Raw genomic sequence first — 16,327 nt, forward strand, 5'->3', positions numbered from 1 at the left:
GCACGCCGCCTTCGCCGCGGTCAAGCACGCCACCATGGCCGCGCTCGCCCTCAACGACGGCGTCCTCGATCCCGCGGACCGCGCCGAGATCCTCCACACCGCCCTGCGCATCCTTCAGCCTCCCGCCGCGGGCTGAGGCGCCCGCGGCCGTCCGCCGCCGGCTTCGGCCTNGTTCTCGGCCTCGTTCTCGGCCTCGGCCTCGCCGTCGCCATCGTCTCGTCGCGGGGTGGGCAATCCGGCTGTCTCGTCGCGCCCGACGGCGTACAAGGGAGGGATGTCGCAGTATCACTTCGACCCCGGGACCTACCGAGCCATGGTGGTCGCCGAGGTGCCGCACTACGAACGGCTCCAGGACGAGGTGGCGGCGGCGACGGCGGGCCGGCGGGTGACGCGCCTGCTCGATCTCGGGGTGGGCACGGGCGAGACCAGCGGGCGCGTGCTCGGCGTCCATCCGGACGCCGCTCTCGTCGCGCTCGACGAGAGCCCGGCGATGCTCGACGCCGCCCGCCCCCGTCTGCCACCCGCGGACCTACGCGTCGGCCGGCTCGAGGAGCCGCTCCCCGCCGGCCCGTTCGACCTGGTGATCTCGGCGCTGGCCGTCCATCATCTCGACGGGCCCGGAAAGGCCGACCTGTTCCGCCGGATCGCCGCGATCCTGCCGCCGAGCGGCCGCTTCGTGCTCGCGGATGTGGTCGTACCGGACGACCCCGGGGACGTCGTCACTCCCATCGACGGCGTCCACGACAAACCGAGCCCGTTGCCCGACCAGCTCGACTGGCTTCACCAGGCCGGTTTCGACACCGCGGTCACCTGGCAGCACCGCGACCTGGTGGTCATTACCGCCGATCGCCCCGCTCGCTGAGCAGCAATCCCCTTCGGTCGCGGGCGAGGCGCGTCCTGATGGCAGGAGCGTCCGGTAGACAGATGTCGCGCCCGGTCGCGGTGAGCTGTTCGGGATTCAGGCCGGCGAGCGCAGGATGCGCGGGTTGGCGGGGTCGGTGTTGTCGAGCAGAAAGTGCGCGCGCTCGTGCGGGGCGGCATTCCGGCGGTACATCTCCTGAGCCGGCAGATAGCGGGCCTCGTAACGCTCCCGGACCGCGGCCGGGGAGCCGAAGAGGTCGACGTCGCGCAGCAGCGCCCGGCGCAGCGATTCGCCGGGGCTGATGCCGAAAAAGATGCTCACGTCCCAGTGCTCGCGCAGCTCCCGGCGCAGCAGGAAGACCCCGTCGACGAGCAGCACCGCATCGGCCGGTGCCAGGTCGGCGGGCGTGTCGACCGCCGACTCCGCCCGCAGGTCAAACGCTGCGGTCCGATACCACCGGTCGCCGCCCGGGCCGAGCGGATCGAGTAGCAGGCGCCGCAGCGCGCCGTAGTCGAAGGCATCCAGAAAATACCCGTGGGGTGAAAGTTCACCGCGCCGACGACGTTCCGCCCGCGGCCGGTGAAACGCATCCACGCCGGCGCGGATGACGGGCCGCCCTCGGCCGCCGATCCGCTCGGCCAGCTCGTCGGCCAGAGTCGTCTTGCCGGCCGCGTCCGGACCGTCGACGGCGACCCGCACGACCCACTCTCGGCACCGGGCGACAATCCACTCGGCAAGGGTGTGTACAACCATGACCCGGGCCGCCGCGATCTCGGCATCCCGGCCGACGGAAAAACCATTGNCGCCCATACCCGCAGGCTACTCAGGCCGCCCCGACCGGAACGTTTCGACGGACTTTGACGGCGGCTATCGGGGAGGTGCCGCTCGTCACTCTTCGTCGGAATTCCGAGACAATGATCGATCCGTACCCGGACCATGGCCCTGGTGACCATCACACCGCCGACCAGTCCGACCGTGGAGCCGGCCGAGGATGGCGACGTCGCTCGGGCGGGATGGCTCTCGCCCGGGGTGCGGGGCATCGGCGCGGCCAGCTTCCTCGCCGATGTCGGCCACGAGATCCCGACCGCGCTGCTGCCCTCGCTGCTCACCGGGACCCTCGGCGCACCCGCGGCGGCACTCGGGGCGATCGAAGGGGTCGCCGATGCGCTGGCGGGGGCGGGACGATTCACCGGCGGCGCGCTCGCGGACGATCCGGCCCGGCGGCGCCGGGTGGCCGTGGGTGGTTACACCACCACCGCCGTTGCTCGGCGCGGCCACCGCGGGAGCGACGGCCGTGTGGCAGGTGGGGATCCTGCGCGCCGCCGCCTGGACCGCCCGCGGCCTGCGGGTGCCGGCCCGCAACGCCCTGCTCGCCGACCTCGTCCCGGCGACGGCCTACGGACGGGCCTACGGGTTCGAACGGATGATGGACAACCTCGGCGCGATCGTCGGCCCGCTGCTCGCCCTCGGTCTCGTCGCCTGGCTCGGCACCACGTGGGCGATCGGCCTGTCGGTGATCCCCGGCCTGCTGGCCGCGGCCGCGATCGTCTACGCCATCNGCCGCACCGCCCGCCCGGCCGCGCGGGACCGGGCGCCACTGCGTGTCGTCGTGCGCCCGCTGGTACACGGTGACCTCGGCCGGCTGCTGGGCGCCGTGGCCGCCTTCGAGATCGGCAATGTCGCCGCGACCCTGCTGATCCTGCGGGCCACCGAGGAGCTGACCCCCGCCCACGGCCACGACACCGCGACCACCCTGGCCCTCGGGCTGTACGTCGGCTACAACGTCGCCGCGACGCTGGCCTCGGTTCCCGCCGGGCATCTCGCCGACCGGCTCGGCGAGCGCGGCCCGGTCCGCGTGTTCGCCGTCGGCGTCGCCGCGTTCGCCGGCGCCTACGGCCTGCTCGCCACCGACATCACCGGGGTCGCGCTGCTGGCGGCGCCGTTCCTGCTCGCCGGCCTCGGGATCGGGGCCGTCGAGACCGCCCAGCACGCCGCCGTCGCCGCCCTCGCCCCCACCGATCTGCGTGGCTCGGCGTTCGGCCTGCTCGCCACCGTCCAGTCGCTGGGCAACCTCGCCGCCAGCACCGTCGCCGGCGTCCTGTGGACCGTGGTCTCCCCCACCGCCGCCTTCGGCTATCTCACGGACTGGATGCTGCTCGCCCTCGCTGGCCTACTCACCACCGCCCGACACCGACGAGGCCGGGGGTGACGAGACCGCAGGTGATGAGGCCGAGGGTTCGATGGCTGGCGGTCCGGTGGCCTGGTGGCGTAGCTGCTCGTTGAGCTGCCGGGCTTCGGCGAGTTGGTCTTCGAGCAGGACGATGCGACAGGCGGCATCGATCGCGGTGCCCCCGTCGACGAGTTCGCGGACGCGCCCGGCGAGGCGGAGTTGGTGGCGGGAGTAGCGGCGGTGGCCGCCGTCCGAACGCAGGGGAGTGATCAGGCCGGCTTCGCCGAGGGCCCGCAGGAACGCGGGGGTGGTGCCGAGCATGTCGGCCGCGCGGCCCATGGTGTAGGCGGGGTAGTCGTCGTCGTCGAGGCTGTCAGTCGGTTTGCGGGTGGTTCCAGGGGTCATCGCGCCTCTTGAGCACACATCGAGGGACCCCGGTGCCGCATGGCACCAGGGTCCCGAGGGTCAACACCATCTACCGGCGAGGTACGCCGGATCTCTGTATCCGCGAGGCCGCCCGGGACGGGCGGGGACGCGGGGATCGCATATGCGTGACCGGGGACCACCTTCCAATCTGGGGCCTGCGGTAGCNGAGCGACCTAGAGCGCCGCTCCGGCGATCCTGATGGCGTCTGCTCCTCTCTCTCCTCGTTCGTTCTATGGCCGGGTGTTTCTGATCGTGCGTGATCGTGCTCGACAGCCCACCTTGGCTGCCGTCCCGCTCGCGCCAGTTCCTGTCTGGCGCGACCATGGACTCTCTTGGCTACGAGAAGAACTCTACCCGGGGCAGCGCCCGATGTCTACTGCCGCGGGTACAGATTTTTCAGCTCCGAGGAGACAGGTAGTCGTCGACCATCAGATCTTGATGACGGTGACCCGCCCGCCGCACAACACCATGAGATCGTCGGGATCCGACGTGAGCACCGCGACCGGGCCGGGGGCGGCCAGCGCGGTCGCGCAGACCATCGCCTCGATCGCGTGCCGGTGGCCGTGCAGACCGGCCTCGCCCAGCAGGGCGGACGCGTGCCGGGCCAACGGTTCGGTGACGGGCTCGACGACGAGCCGAGACAGCGTCCACTCCAGCGCGGGACGCCTGATCCGCGGATGGACCACCTCGACGAGGGTCGCCGCGCTGGTGACCACCCGCATGTCGTCGGCGCGGGCGAGCGCCAGCCATCCGGTGACGTCGCGGTCCCGCTGGACGGCCTTGGCGAGCCCCTCGCTGTCCAGGACCAGGGTGCCGCCCGGCACCGCGGCCGGACGGGTCACGCCGCGTGCGGATCGGACGGACGCTGCTGCTGGCGGCGGGCCTGCAGCAGGATGTCCCGCCTGGCCTGGATCTCCTCCTCACCGATCGGCCCATGGTCGGCCTCGGCGACCGAGATGAGCTCGTTGAGGTTGTCCCGTTCGATCTGGCGGGCGACAGCCGCGGCGACGTAGGCGGACAGCCCCGAGGGGCCGCTGCGGGCACGGGCGGCCTCCGCGACGTCCCGAGGCATCGTGATCGAGTACCAAGGAAGCCGAGAGTTCCGATCAGGTAGGGCGGAGCAACCAGGACTATCGCGCGTAAGGTGACCTGCCGGCGTCGAGCGTCACGCGAGACCAGTTCCGCGACGGGAAGCGGGTGACCAGGCCCGTCGAGGTGATCGACCACCGCCGCGACCCGGTCCGCCGCTTTCTTCGCGGCCCAGTGGCGAGCCTTCTTCGGTCGACTGCTGACCGCCGTCACCAGGGTGCGGGAGTCACCGAACAGAACAAACGCCAGTCCGAAGAGGCTGGCACCCGGCGGGAGGAGAAAGCTACCCACCAGGCACCTCTTCCGTCACGCATTCCCGGCTCGTCCGCTCCTCCGCGCGGGATCGCGCCCGGGTCGGCGTAGTACGACTCGTCATCGGGATCTCTTCATCGAACCGATTCCGGTCGGAGCCGCCTCCTCCTGAGGGCCGGCCGGCACCTGGCGGGGCAATGCCTGCCCGAGGTCCTTCGACGTGGCCTGGGCCGCCGATCCCTTGTTACTCCCGAGAATGGCCGGTGGGGGCGGTTGCCGTGGGACTGGTACGCCGACCTTGGGCGTGCCGGCGGCGTAGGAGAAGATCGCGCGTTCCACGGCGCGAAGGCTGACTCGTGCTCACTGGCGCGCGATGCCCGTCCTCGACCGTGGCGCGGCGCGGCGCGTCCATGAGGTCCGTCCCTGAGCCGGATGTCCGGCGACACGAGCGATGCAGACCGTCGGTTACGTGTCATCGCTTTCTGTTACTGGTCACATGATGCCCATGCATCCGGCGGACGCGGCGCAAGGCCACGATGACGCAGTTCGACTATCCGATGACGTGCTGGTGGAGGGCCGGGCTCCGNCCGCCTTCCGGCGGCCGGCGGATCGGCCCCCCGAGCGGGTCGCCGGGCAGTCCCCCGAGTCGCGGGATCCGCACCGGCGCGGCGTGCTCGGCACCGCCGGGTTGCTCGGCGCTGCGCGGCTGTTCAGCACCGCGCGGCTGATCGGCAACGCGGGACTGCTCGGCGGCGCCGGCATCATCGGCGGCGCTCTCGCCCCGAGGGGACTGCCCGGCCGCGGGGTCGGCACCGCCCTGGCCGCCGACGACGCCCGCCACCAGCCCGGGATCGCCGACCCTCCCCCGGATTGGCTGGTCTTCACCGCCTACGACCTGACCGCTGCCGATCCCGACACGGCGCGCTCGTCGCTCGCGGCGGTGCTGCGCGCGTGGACATCCGGCGCGGCGGCGTTGACGACCGTGCCGGCGCCGGACGGCGGCGACCCGGAGGCGAGGGGCGACGGCAGGGCGGGGCTGACCGTCACCGTCGGGCTCGGCGCGTCGGCGCTGCGCCGCGCAGGCCTCGACGGGCGGGTTCCCGGGGAGCTCACCGACATTCCGGCGATGCCCGGCGATCAGCTCGACCCGGCCCGCAGCGGCGGGGACCTCGGGGTGCAGGTGTGCGCCACCGATCCGGCGGCGGCCGTGGCGGCCGCAGCCCGGATGGGTGCGCTCGCCGCGCCGTTCGCGACCGCCCGCTGGGAGCAGTGGGGATTCCTGCCCACCGATCCCGACTCGGCGGACCCCCCGGGCACACACCGCAACCTGATGGGGCAGCTCGACGGGATGGGCAACCCACAGCCGGGCACACCCCAGTTCGATCAGGCCGTCTGGGCCTCGGGGGAGCCCGCGTGGATGCGCGGCGGCAGCTACCTGGTCTGCCGGCGCATCCGGATGCTGTTCGACGCCTGGGAACGACTCGACGAGTCGGACCGGGACGAGGTGATCGGCCGGCGGGAGTCCGACGGCGTCCCGCTGTCGGCCGGCCCCGGCGGCACGGCGTTCACCGTGCCGGACATCAATGTCCGCCGTGCCGACGGCCAATTCGCCATCGCCGCCGACGCCCACGTCCGGGTGTCGAGCCCGCCGGTGAACGGAGGTGCCGTCCTGTACCGGCGCAGCTACTCCTACGACGACGGGTTGGATCCGACGGGCGCCCGGGACGCGGGCCTGTTCTTCGCGGCCTACCAGGCCGATCCGCGGACGGCCTTCGTCCCGATCCAGCGGACGATGGCCGCGTCCGACGCGCTGAACGCCTTCACCCGCCACACCTCCAGCGCCCTGTTCGCGGTCCCACCCATACCCAGCCCGGGCGGCTACCTCGCCCAAGCCCTNCTCGAGGACGCCTGAACCGGTCCCGTCCCGAGGGGGTGCGCCGCTGGCAGATCGTCGTGGCGAGCGTGGCGGTCAGCCATGATCCGGTTGCCGGTCGTCCTGGTCGTGCTGGCCGTGTTGGTCGTGCTGGCCGTGGCCTGACGGACGCAGTGACTCCCAGGTCCTGGCCAGGTCCGCCGGGCTCGCCCGGTCCGCAGGCCACCGTTGGACAAGCTGGTCACCTGTGTAGCGGGGTACAAGGTGGACATGCAGGTGAAAGACCTCCTGCCCGCCGGCGTGATGTCGAGGAACGACATTGTCCAGCGGTCCTCGTCGACAATCCACGCCGGCGCCGCCCCCCGCACGATTGCGCAGAAAATGCACGGCTCCGCCTTCGCGTCTNCCNGCCGAACTTCCCACACCATCGCCGCCTTGGCCGACGGATCGGGCACAGTCACGGGTCTCGGCAGACTCGGCGCTCGGGACGGCCCGGGACAGCCATGCAGTGATCTTGGTGAAGGCCGCTGGCGGTTGGCGTGCGCCTCGAGCCGTCAACCATGCCACGTTCTGGATCACGTGACGGGCGGCCAGCGCTGGAATCAGGGCCCATACTGGGAGGCATGGCGGACGAACTCCTGGCGCTCGTCGTGGTCGACCCCTCGGTCGGCCATGGGCAGGCTTACATCCGGGGGACCCGGGTGCCCGTGAGCGTCGTGCTCGACTGCCTCGCCGACGGCATGTCGGGTGAGGAGATTGTCACGGAGTACCCGTCACTGACCGTGGCAGGGATCCGGGCCGCCGCTGCGTACGGCGCGCGCCTGGCCCGGGAGGATCTCGTGCCGCTTCATACTGTCCCGTGAGTGTCAAGCTCGACAAGGGCCTACCTGTCTCACTCGCTGAAAGGCTTGCCAAGCACGGGATCGACGCCGACACCGTGTGCGCCGAGGGCCTGGCAGGCCNCTCCGATCCTGAGGTACTCGCGGCTGCGGTCGACGAGAACCGCATGGTGTTCACCCTCGACCGTGGCTTCGGGAACATCCGTGCTTATCCGCCTGGGTCGCACAGCGGAATCGCGGTCTTCCGGCTTGACGATCAGTCCGCACGTGCCGCGATCGCGGCCGCCGAAGATCTCGTCACAAATCACGACCTAAACGATCTTATTGGAGCCGTGTCCGTGGCGCATAACGGCCTGCTCCGGATCCGCCGACAGACTGCCCGGCACTCCTTTGCAGCCGGAACCCGGCAGAGTCGCAGAAGGGTNCGGTGAGATTGGTTCAGGGGGCCTTCCTCGCCTCGAAGGACGAAGTAGACGCGGTTCGCACCGAGATCGAAGCTCAAGCTGACCTGTCTGGCCACGCACTCGGCCACATCACGATCTTAAGAAGCCGTCACGCCACATCGGGGGTCTGAGGGGGTCGTCCCCCGGGCAGACAGCACGGTCAACCGGAAGCTGCCCGAAGGGCAGCGAACAGCCGAATCCGGCGCGTGGAGACGCGGGGACTTGAACCCCGAACCCCTGCCTTGCAAAGTCGGTCCGCTCCGTTCGCTGGCGTCCATGGCGGTTCACTGCACCCGCTTCTCCTTGGCCGTCTCCACCGCCATCGACCACCGNCGTCCGTAGACGTCCGCCGGCTTGGCTACACAGTTGGCTACACGAGTCCGCGTCCTGCCCCGGGTTCGNCCCGGTGCCTGGAAGGCGAGCTCCGCTCCTTGCTGCGTCGGCTTGTTCGCAGGTCGCGGTGTACGTCGGCATACATGGTCGTCCGCCGACGACGCGCCCGTTGTTACAGGCGCTGCTACCCGCGGCCGGGCGGGCATGGCGCCAGACGGGACAGAGCCCACGTGGCGAGCATCACTCATCAGGGGTGGGCGACGGAGCTCGCTGCGTGGACCGATCAGAGAACATGCGGGTCGTGTCCGTTCCCATGCACGTCGGAGCAGGAGGCCGCGGAGTGTCCACCGTCGAGGAGCGCGTCAAGAACGTGGTCGTGGAGCAGCTGAACGTCAAACCGGAAGAGGTGACGAACAACGCGTCATTCGTCGAGGACCTGGGAGCGGACTCCCTGGACCTTGTCGAGTTGGGCGTGGCCCTGGAAGAGGAGTTCTCCATCGGTATCTCCGACGAGGACGCCGAGGAGATCAACACCGTGCAGGATGCCATCGACTGGATCAACGCGCGCCGGCGGTAGGCACGCTGCCGGGCTGTCCACGCGATCTGCGCGCCGTGGGACGACGGCTACTCGGACCTGATGGAGGAGATCCTGCTGCCGCCTGCGGCAGGAACGAATCATCCGGGTCATCGTCTGGATCGTGATCCTGGTGTTCGTCCTGTCCCGCCCAGCCGTGCGGTAGCAATGGAGGCCCCGTACTCGTACGGGGCCTTCGCCGTTTGGCTACAGAACTGGCTACATAACGATCTTAGGTAGCTGCCACGCCACATCCGGGGGGTTCGGGGGGCCGTCCCCCCGGCCAGCATCACGGCTGGTGGGAAGCTGCCCGAAGGGCAGCGAACACGAGGAATCAGCGCGTGGAGACGCGGGGACTTGAACCCCGAACCCCTGCCTTGCAAAGGCAGTGCTCTGCCAATTGAGCTACGCCCCCTGGACCTGCCTCGGCCGGGCCGCGCCGCCCGGAGGCGGGCGCCGCTCGGTGAAGCGCCCCCTAGCTTACGGCATCGAGACCATCTCGGACCTTCACCAGGGTGGGAGGCCGGCGCGTCAGCACCTGCTCCCGGGGCGTTGTCCGACCGATTCGGTGCCTGCCCGGGAGCAGGGTGGCGCGGCTCCCGCCGCTGNGGATAACTCCGACGCTGCCCTCCGAGAGTCGCGGCACGGGTCCTGTGGATAACTTTCACGCTGCCCTTCGCGGGGCTGTGACGCCTGTCCTGCGGACAACTCCCGCGCTAACCGCTGGAGGTCACCGAGGAGACCTGTGGATAACTCCTCGCTGACCCTCGGGGGGCTGTGGTCGGAGCGACTCCACGTCGCGGTAACCCAGCCGGGTCACCGCAGTGCGGGCCGGGTCGCGGTGGCCGGCGGGTCAGGAGCGGCGGAGGGNGGGGTCGATGAAGGCGAGGCGTTCGCGGACCTTGACGGCGAGGTCGCGGAAGTCGGAGTAGCAGCGGCGGACGGCGGTCTGGGTGCCGCCGAGGGCGCCGTCGCCGGCGCGCAGNTCGAACATGGGCTTGCGGGCGTCGTGGGCCAGCGGGATCAGGTTGGCGTAGTGGCGCAGGGTCGCGATCTCGAAGGAACGGTCGTGCNGGCCGGGGTTGCCGCTGGTGAGCACCGAGGTCGCGAAGACCTCGGGGATGNGGTCGAGCCAGCGGTCATGGGCCTTGGCCGGGCGGTCGGCGCGGGCGGGCGGCTGCATGACGATGTACCCGATCGGCATCATCAGGCCGCGGGGCGCCGGGATCCGCTCCGGCACCTTCGGCAGCACGGTGCCCTGCCAGGTCGAACGCCATTCCCGCAGCGTGGGACCGAGGTTGCGCAGTCCGCGCAGCGAGAACAGGTCGGCGGCCAGCGGCATGAGCACCGTATCGGCGGACAGCAGCGACGCGCGGTTGATGGCGCCGAGGTTCGGACCGACGTCGATGAGCACGATCTCCGCGCCGACGCTCCGGGCGCCGTTGTCGATGACCCGGTGCAGCGCCGTCGTCGTCCGCAGCGCGGCGATGTCCTTGCCGAGGAAGCTGTTCGGCCAGGCGGCGGACAGCCGGTCCTCGAAGACACTCAGCTCGACGTCCCCGGGCAGCAGCCACAGTCCGTCCTCGATCATCACCGGGTCGGGCAGCTCGATGTCCCCGATGCCCTCCATGATCGGCGCGATGGCGGTGGCCATCGTCCCCGTGCCGGGGAAGACCCGCGCGGGACGCACGTCGAACTCGACGGGCTTCGGCGCCGACGACGCGGTGTCCTCCGGTTCCGCCCAGAGCCGGGTCAGCTCGTCCTCGTCGAGAAACTGCGCGGTCAGGTTCGCCTGCGGGTCGAGGTCGACGGCGAGCACGCGGTGGCCCATCCGCTGAAGCATGTGCGCCAGGTGGTAGGCCAGGGTCGTCTTACCGACGCCACCCTTGTTGTTGAACAGCGCCATCGTGATCATGCGCGGATCCGATCGCGCCCGTGGTCCCGCCGCCCGCCCTGTGTGGCCTCACCCCGGTTGTCCCTGTTGTCCGACACGCCGGGCATTCTCTCGCCTGCCCGATTCACGGGCGTGAGCGGGAGACTCCTNCCCCGGGCGGTCGCCTCTCGGCGGCGGGCTCCCGCCGGTCACCACCAGGGGCCGAGCGCGGGCCACTCGGGACGGCCCGGGTCGCGGCCGGTCAGCCAGGCCAGCGCGGGGATGGTCGGGACGTCGACGACGACCAGCTCATCCCCCCGCCCGACCGCGGTCGACGGCCGGTCGCCCGGTGCGAGCAGGACGGTCACCTCCGCCGGCAGCCGCGCCGGCAGGCCCCGCACGGCCCAGGCCCATTCGACCTCGACGTAGGCGGGGCTCAGATCCGCCCAGCGGGGGCCACCGAGGTCGGTGAGAGCAAGATCGACGAGGTGGATCTCGGTCTCCCGCCACCGCAGGAAGACCAGATCGGCGAGGGTCGTCACGCCGTACGTGCTGACCCGGCCGAAGCCGGTGCGCCAGACGTCGACGTGGACGGCGTCCCAGGCCCGCTCCAACCGCACGACGGCGGCGGCGACCTCGGCCCGCACGGTGGCGGCGGGCAGGTCGCGGCCGGCGGCGATGTCACCGTCGCGCTGCTCCTGACCGCCCGGGTACTGGTCGCGAACGTCGCCCCCGGTCGCGGCCTCGACCATCCCGCTGTGGCCCTCGGCGTTACGAGCCAGGTGGGTGAGCAGGTGGGCGACAGTCCACCCGGGCAGCCCCGACGGGCGGCGCAGCGCGTCGTCGTCCACCCGCTCCACCAGGTCCAGCAGCCGACGGTGGGCGGCGGCGCAGCCGGCCAGGCGGTCGTGCGGCACCACGGAGGGCAGGTAGTCGGGGCCGGCGGACCAGGCCGCGGACGACGCCGACGACTCGATGCCGGACTCCTGCGCCGGCCCCGGGTCGGGGCCCACGCCGCCGAGAACCGGGCCGAACTCACGGTCGGCAGCCGCGTCGGCGTCGGCCTCGGGCACACCGAGGACGGATGGTCGGGGAGATGACGGGGCAGCCATGCTCCCACCGTGCCCCCTGCGGGCGGCGATACGCCAGGCGAAACGCCATTCCCGTGACGATGGTCCGAACATCGCAGGAAAGCCCGGCTTCATATCAAGATCACAATTGAATCAGTCGCGACACAGACTCTTTACCGCCCGATCCCTTGCTGTCCCGCGAGGCTGCTGGGAGGGTCGAACCCGACTGGACAGCGCCGTCAGGTCATTGCGGTGTCGGGATGGGCGACAGACGGAGGCCGAGGGCGGATGCGAGCTGAGCGATGCCCGTGGTGACGACGTGACGGCGACCGGCGACACCGTGACCGGCGACGCCGACATCCGCGACGCCGCGACCGGGGTGCCGGCGGCGATCGAGCTGGTCGGGGTGGCCAAGGACTACCAGTCCCGCGGCCGGGCGGTGCCGGCGGTCAGCCGCGTCGATCTTGAGATCAGGTCGGGCGAGTTCTTCTCGCTGCTCGGGCCGTCGGGGTGCGGCAAATCGACGACCCTGCGGATGATCGCCGGCTTCGAGGAACCGACCCGCGGTCGCATCCTGCTGCAGGGCCGCGACGTCACCGCGGTGCCACCGAACCGCCGGGACGTCAACCTCGTCTTCCAGAGCTACGCCCTGTTCCCGCACCTGGACGTGGCCGGCAATGTGGCGTTCGGCCTGCGCCGGCGCGGGGTGAAGGGCCGTGAGCTGCGCGAGCGGGTCGGGTCGATGCTCGACCTCGTCGAGCTGTCGGAGTTGGCCGACCGGCGGCCGCGGGAGCTCTCCGGCGGCCAGCAGCAGCGGGTGGCACTGGCCCGCGCGCTGGTCAACCGGCCGGCGGCGCTGCTGCTCGACGAGCCGCTGGGCGCCCTCGACCTCAAACTGCGCCAGACCATGCAGATCCAGCTCAAGGCCATCCAGCGCGAGGTGGGCATCACCTTCGTCTACGTCACGCACGACCAGGGCGAGGCGTTGACGATGTCCGACCGGATCGCGGTGATGAACGGCGGCCGGGTCGAGCAGCTCGCCTCGCCGCGCGACATCTACGAGCGGCCCCGGACCCGCTTCGTCGCCGGGTTCATCGGCACGTCGAACCTGCTGCGCCGCACCGTGCGCGCGGTCGACGCGGCTGGCCCGGACGGGCGCCCCACGGTCGTCCTCGACGCCGGCGTCGAGGAGCGGCTCAGCGCCCCGCTGCACCCGCAGACGGGCCCGCTGCGCGCCGGGGACCAGGTCGAGCTGACCGTCCGCCCGGAGAAGATCGAGATGTCGGCGACCCGTCCGGACGGGCCAGGCTGCGCGCTGCGCGGCCGGATCGTCGAGGTCGTCTACCTCGGCACCTACACGACGTACACGGTCGCCACCCACNGCGGCAACGAGATCACCGTGTTCTGGCAGAACTCGACCGGCGCCAGCAACATCGCCGAACGCGGGGACGAGATCTGGCTGTCCTGGCTGCCGGAACACTCCTACGTCCTGCCTGAGTCGGTTGACCTGCCCGAGGCCGATGACCAGCCCGAGGCGATTGCCCTGCCTGCGGCGGTTGCCCTGCCCGAGGCGGTTGCCCTGCCCGCCTCGGTCGACCCGGCCGAGGCGGTCGACCCGGCGGCAGGGACCTCGACGGACCCGGTGGCCTACCGGGTCTCCCACTGACAGCGCAGACCAGCACGCGGGCCCGGCAGGCATACCGGCCGGGCCTGCCCCGATGCGGAGGAACGCGCACCGTGACGCAGCCCGACACCCCCGGCGACACCGGCCGCTCCGGCAACCACCGAAGCGGCGGTGATCTGCACGCCGCGGCGCTTGCGGACCCCGCGATGCTGCGCGGCCTGACGCAGGCCCGGTTCGGCCGCCGCGGTCTGCTGCGGTTCGCAGGGCTGGCCGGTGGGGCGGCGTTTCTCGCCGCCTGCGGCGTCAGCGGCGAGAAGAAGGACTCCGCAGGCGCGGATGCCGCGTCGTTCTGGAAGGACCGGACGAAGGCCGGCACCCTCGACTTCGCGAACTGGCCGCTGTACATGGACGTCGGCTCCACCGACGCCGACCATCCGTCGCTGGACATCTTCACGAAGGAGACCGGCATCAAGGTCACCTACCGGGAGGTGATCCAGGACAACGAGTCGTTCTTCGCGCAGATCCGACCGACGCTGGCCGCCGGCAGGTCGATCGGCTACGACCTGATGGTGCTCACCAACGGCATCACGCTGAGCCGGGTGATGCAGCTCGGCTACCTCGCGCCGCTCGATCACGCCAGGCTGCCGACGTTCGCCGCGAACGCCTCGCCGAGCGTGAAGAACCCGACGTACGACCCGGGCAACGCCTTCACGATCCCCTGGCAGTCCGGGCTCACCGGAATCGCCTACAACCCGGCGAAGACCGGCCGCGAGATCACCAGCTACAACGACCTGTTCGACCCGAAGTTCGCCGGCAAGGTCGGCATGTTCGGTGACAACCAGGATCTGCCGAACCTCGCTCTGCTCGGCATCGGCGTCGATCCGGCGAAATCCACCCCGGACGACTGGAAGAAGGCCGCCGCGAAGCTCACCGCGCAGCGCCGGGACGGAATTGTCCGCAAGTACTACGACCAGTCCTACATCGACGCCCTGGCCGGCGGGGACCTGTGGATCTCGATGGCCTGGTCCGGCGACGTCTACCAGCAGATCGCCACCGGCACGAACCTGAAGTTCGTGGTGCCGGCCGAGGGTGGTCTGCTGTGGACGGACAACATGTGCATCCCGAAGACCGCGCCGCACCCGGTGGATGCCATCTCCTACATGGACTTCGTCTACCGGCCCGAGATCGCCGGAATGCTCACCGAGTACATCAACTACATCACGCCGGTGCCGAAGGCCGCCGAGCACGTCCCGGCGGATCTGGNGAAATCCACCCTGCTGTTCCCGACCGCGGACGAGCTCTCCCGGGTCAGCCGGTTCCGGGTGCTGACCACCGCCGAGGAGACCGTGTGGAACCGCATCTTCCAGCCGGTCTACCAGTCGTGACGGCCACCGTCGGCACGGGCGCGCGGTGAGGCGGCGGGNCGGGGCCCTCGCCCCCTACTTCCTCGTCCTGCCCGGTGGGCTGTGGCTGGCCATCTTCTTCGTCGTGCCGATGGCGGTCATGCTGTCGGTCTCCCTGCAGACCGGAAACGTCGTCGACGGCTTCACCCAGACCTTCGACGTCGGCGTCTACGCCGACGCGATCACCACCTACGACACCCAGTTCATCCGCTCACTGATCTTTGGCCTGATCGCCACGGTGGCGACGATTCTTCTGGCCTATCCGATGGCCTACTGGATCGCCTTCCACGCGGGCCGGAACAAGTCGAACTACNTGTTTCTCGTGCTCCTGCCGTTCTTCGTCTCCTTCGTCATCCGCACGGTCTCCTGGAAGTTCCTGCTCGCCGACGACGGCATCGTGCTCGGCAACCTGAAGGATGCCGGGCTGCTGCCGGCCGACTTCCACGTCCTGGCCACCTCGTTCGCGGTCGTCGCGGGCCTGACGTACAACTTCTTCCCGTTCATGCTGCTGCCGATCTACGTGGCGCTGGAGCGGGTCGACCCGCGGCTGCTGGAGGCCGCCGACGATCTGTACGCGAACCGCCGGGGGGTGTTCGGCCGGGTCGTCCTGCCGCTGTCGATGCCCGGGGTGTTCGCCGGATTCCTGCTCACGTTCGTCCCGGCGACGTCGGACTTCGTCAACGCCTACGTCCTCGGCGGCACGAACACCACCATGATCGGGAATATCATCCAGACGACCTACCTGACGAACGCGGACTACCCCCTCGCCTCGGCGGTGTCGTTCATCCTGATGGCCGTGCTGCTTGTCGGGATCTTCGTCTACGCCCGCCTGCTCGGCACCAGGGACGTCCTGGAGCTGAGCGCACGGTGACCATCCTGGAGGCCACACCGGCCCGCCTCGACCCGGCGGGCGACGGCCGCTCTCGGTCCGGCCGGCGCGGCGGGCGGCTGGGTGAGCGGCTCCTGCACGCCTACACCTGGCTGATCCTGCTCTGGCTGGTGCTACCGATCATCGTGATGATCGTGTTCGGTTTCAACGACCGGGTGGGCAAGCGCAACAACACCTGGAACGGCTTCACCCTGCGCTGGTGGGGCGAGCTGTTCGCCATCCCCGACCTCACCACCGCGCTGGTCAACTCGCTGACGATCGCGTTGCTGTCCACCGCCGTGGCCACCGTGCTNGGCACCCTGATGGGCCTCGCGCTCGGCCGGCACGGCTTCCGCGGTCGTGGCGGCGTGGAGCTGCTGATGTTCGCCAACATCGCCGCGCCCGAGGTGGTGCTCGGCGCGTCGCTGCTGTCGCTGTTCATCACGATGGGCGTGCCGCGGGGCTACCTGACCATCCTCATCGCGCACATCATGTTCAACATCTCCTACGTGGCGGTGGTCGTGCGGGCCCGGCTCGCCGGTTTCGACAGCTCCGTCGAGGAGGCCGCACGCGACCTCGGCGCCGGCCCGTTCACCACGTTCCGCCTGGTCACGCTGCCGCTCATCCT

13 protein-coding genes, 1 tRNA gene and 10 pseudogenes are annotated in these 16,327 nt (G+C 70.7%); 16 read left to right on the top strand and 8 right to left on the bottom strand.

What is annotated here, in order from left to right; genetic code table 11:
• Positions 1 to 274: 274 nt before the first annotated feature.
• From FF86_RS17715 to FF86_RS51180, 3 genes and pseudogenes are all read left to right on the top strand, one after another.
• Entirely contained in the window at positions 275 to 862 is a 588-nt protein-coding gene (locus FF86_RS17715; protein WP_044885617.1) for a trans-aconitate 2-methyltransferase, read from the top strand.
• A gap of 936 nt (positions 863 to 1,798) precedes the next feature.
• A pseudogene (locus FF86_RS66885) lies at positions 1,799 to 2,420 on the top strand (MFS transporter); the annotation flags it as partial.
• Positions 2,421 to 2,516: 96 nt separating this feature from the next.
• Positions 2,517 to 3,071 carry an MFS transporter gene (locus FF86_RS51180; protein ID WP_242418978.1) on the top strand — a complete coding sequence of 185 codons (555 nt, stop codon included), beginning with the start codon at positions 2,517 to 2,519 and terminating at the stop codon, positions 3,069 to 3,071.
• On the opposite strand, the gene FF86_RS17730 is transcribed toward FF86_RS51180, so the two are convergent.
• The 3 genes from FF86_RS17730 to FF86_RS17740 all read right to left on the bottom strand — a co-directional run bounded on the left by FF86_RS17730 (position 3,033) and on the right by FF86_RS17740 (position 4,530).
• Positions 3,033 to 3,437: a MerR family transcriptional regulator gene (locus FF86_RS17730; RefSeq protein ID WP_044885618.1), complete on the bottom strand. Its 405-nt coding sequence runs from the start codon at positions 3,435 to 3,437 to the stop codon at positions 3,033 to 3,035. The genes FF86_RS51180 and FF86_RS17730 overlap by 39 nt on opposite strands.
• Before the next feature lie 449 nt (positions 3,438 to 3,886).
• Complete coding sequence (locus FF86_RS17735; protein ID WP_044885619.1) at positions 3,887 to 4,300, bottom strand: DNA-binding protein; 414 nt, start codon at positions 4,298 to 4,300, stop codon at positions 3,887 to 3,889.
• On the bottom strand, positions 4,297 to 4,530 hold the full coding sequence (locus FF86_RS17740) for a hypothetical protein (RefSeq protein WP_044885620.1): 234 nt from the start codon (positions 4,528 to 4,530) through the stop codon (positions 4,297 to 4,299). The genes FF86_RS17735 and FF86_RS17740 overlap by 4 nt, the downstream gene beginning before the upstream one ends.
• 939 nt (positions 4,531 to 5,469) lie before the next feature.
• Here FF86_RS17740 and FF86_RS17745 point away from each other — a divergent pair.
• Positions 5,470 to 6,695 (top strand): Dyp-type peroxidase (locus FF86_RS17745; RefSeq protein WP_242418979.1); only part of this gene is annotated, 1,226 nt, incomplete at its 3' end.
• A gap of 73 nt (positions 6,696 to 6,768) precedes the next feature.
• Here FF86_RS17745 and FF86_RS66890 read toward each other — a convergent pair.
• Positions 6,769 to 7,059, bottom strand: coding sequence for an HIT family protein (locus tag FF86_RS66890; protein ID WP_396229934.1), 291 nt, complete (start codon positions 7,057 to 7,059; stop codon positions 6,769 to 6,771).
• Positions 7,060 to 7,295: 236 nt separating this feature from the next.
• Between FF86_RS66890 and FF86_RS17755 the strand changes: the two genes are divergently transcribed.
• From FF86_RS17755 to acpP, 4 genes and pseudogenes are all read left to right on the top strand, one after another.
• Complete coding sequence (locus FF86_RS17755) at positions 7,296 to 7,535, top strand: DUF433 domain-containing protein (RefSeq protein ID WP_044885621.1); 240 nt, start codon at positions 7,296 to 7,298, stop codon at positions 7,533 to 7,535.
• Positions 7,532 to 7,634 (top strand): annotated as a pseudogene (locus tag FF86_RS51185) (hypothetical protein); the annotation flags it as partial. The gene FF86_RS17755 and the pseudogene FF86_RS51185, both read left to right, overlap by 4 nt.
• Position 7,635: 1 nt before the next feature.
• A pseudogene (locus tag FF86_RS32155) lies at positions 7,636 to 7,935 on the top strand (DUF5615 family PIN-like protein); the annotation flags it as partial.
• 692 nt (positions 7,936 to 8,627) lie between these two features.
• Positions 8,628 to 8,864: an acyl carrier protein gene (acpP, locus tag FF86_RS17765; RefSeq protein ID WP_009738523.1), complete on the top strand. Its 237-nt coding sequence runs from the start codon at positions 8,628 to 8,630 to the stop codon at positions 8,862 to 8,864.
• A gap of 339 nt (positions 8,865 to 9,203) precedes the next feature.
• On the opposite strand, the gene FF86_RS17770 is transcribed toward acpP, so the two are convergent.
• From FF86_RS17770 to FF86_RS17780, 4 genes and pseudogenes are all read right to left on the bottom strand, one after another.
• Positions 9,204 to 9,276: transfer RNA gene (locus FF86_RS17770), tRNA-Ala, on the bottom strand.
• Between the two features lie 456 nt (positions 9,277 to 9,732).
• A pseudogene (locus tag FF86_RS66895) lies at positions 9,733 to 9,846 on the bottom strand (ParA family protein); the annotation flags it as partial.
• Positions 9,847 to 9,986: 140 nt separating this feature from the next.
• Positions 9,987 to 10,776: pseudogene (locus FF86_RS17775) on the bottom strand (ParA family protein); the annotation flags it as partial.
• A gap of 167 nt (positions 10,777 to 10,943) precedes the next feature.
• The gene (locus FF86_RS17780; RefSeq protein ID WP_052681129.1) at positions 10,944 to 11,846 is read right to left on the bottom strand and encodes a maleylpyruvate isomerase family mycothiol-dependent enzyme; all 903 of its coding nucleotides are present in this window, start codon (positions 11,844 to 11,846) and stop codon (positions 10,944 to 10,946) included.
• Positions 11,847 to 12,123: 277 nt separating this feature from the next.
• Here FF86_RS17780 and FF86_RS17785 point away from each other — a divergent pair.
• The 8 genes and pseudogenes from FF86_RS17785 to FF86_RS51200 all read left to right on the top strand — a co-directional run.
• On the top strand, positions 12,124 to 13,185 hold a 1,062-nt coding region (locus FF86_RS17785), incomplete at its 3' end, for an ABC transporter ATP-binding protein (protein ID WP_396229930.1).
• A gap of 1 nt (position 13,186) precedes the next feature.
• A pseudogene (locus tag FF86_RS51190) lies at positions 13,187 to 13,470 on the top strand (spermidine/putrescine ABC transporter ATP-binding protein); the annotation flags it as partial.
• Between the two features lie 71 nt (positions 13,471 to 13,541).
• Positions 13,542 to 14,691, top strand: a 1,150-nt coding sequence (locus FF86_RS17790) for a spermidine/putrescine ABC transporter substrate-binding protein (RefSeq protein WP_242418970.1), incomplete at its 3' end; no start/stop codon positions are given.
• Between the two features lies 1 nt (position 14,692).
• Positions 14,693 to 14,813, top strand: a pseudogene (locus tag FF86_RS62665) (hypothetical protein); the annotation flags it as partial.
• 39 nt (positions 14,814 to 14,852) lie between these two features.
• Positions 14,853 to 15,144 (top strand): annotated as a pseudogene (locus FF86_RS66900) (ABC transporter permease); the annotation flags it as partial.
• A gap of 1 nt (position 15,145) precedes the next feature.
• Positions 15,146 to 15,702: pseudogene (locus FF86_RS51195) on the top strand (ABC transporter permease); the annotation flags it as partial.
• Positions 15,699 to 16,012, top strand: a 314-nt coding sequence (locus FF86_RS66905; RefSeq protein ID WP_396229931.1) for an ABC transporter permease, incomplete at its 3' end; no start/stop codon positions are given. The pseudogene FF86_RS51195 and the gene FF86_RS66905, both read left to right, overlap by 4 nt.
• Position 16,013: 1 nt before the next feature.
• Positions 16,014 to 16,327, top strand: a pseudogene (locus FF86_RS51200) (ABC transporter permease); the annotation flags it as partial.

The organism is Frankia sp. CpI1-P (genome assembly GCF_001421075.1).
GTDB classification, from domain to species: domain Bacteria; phylum Actinomycetota; class Actinomycetes; order Frankiales; family Frankiaceae; genus Frankia; species Frankia torreyi.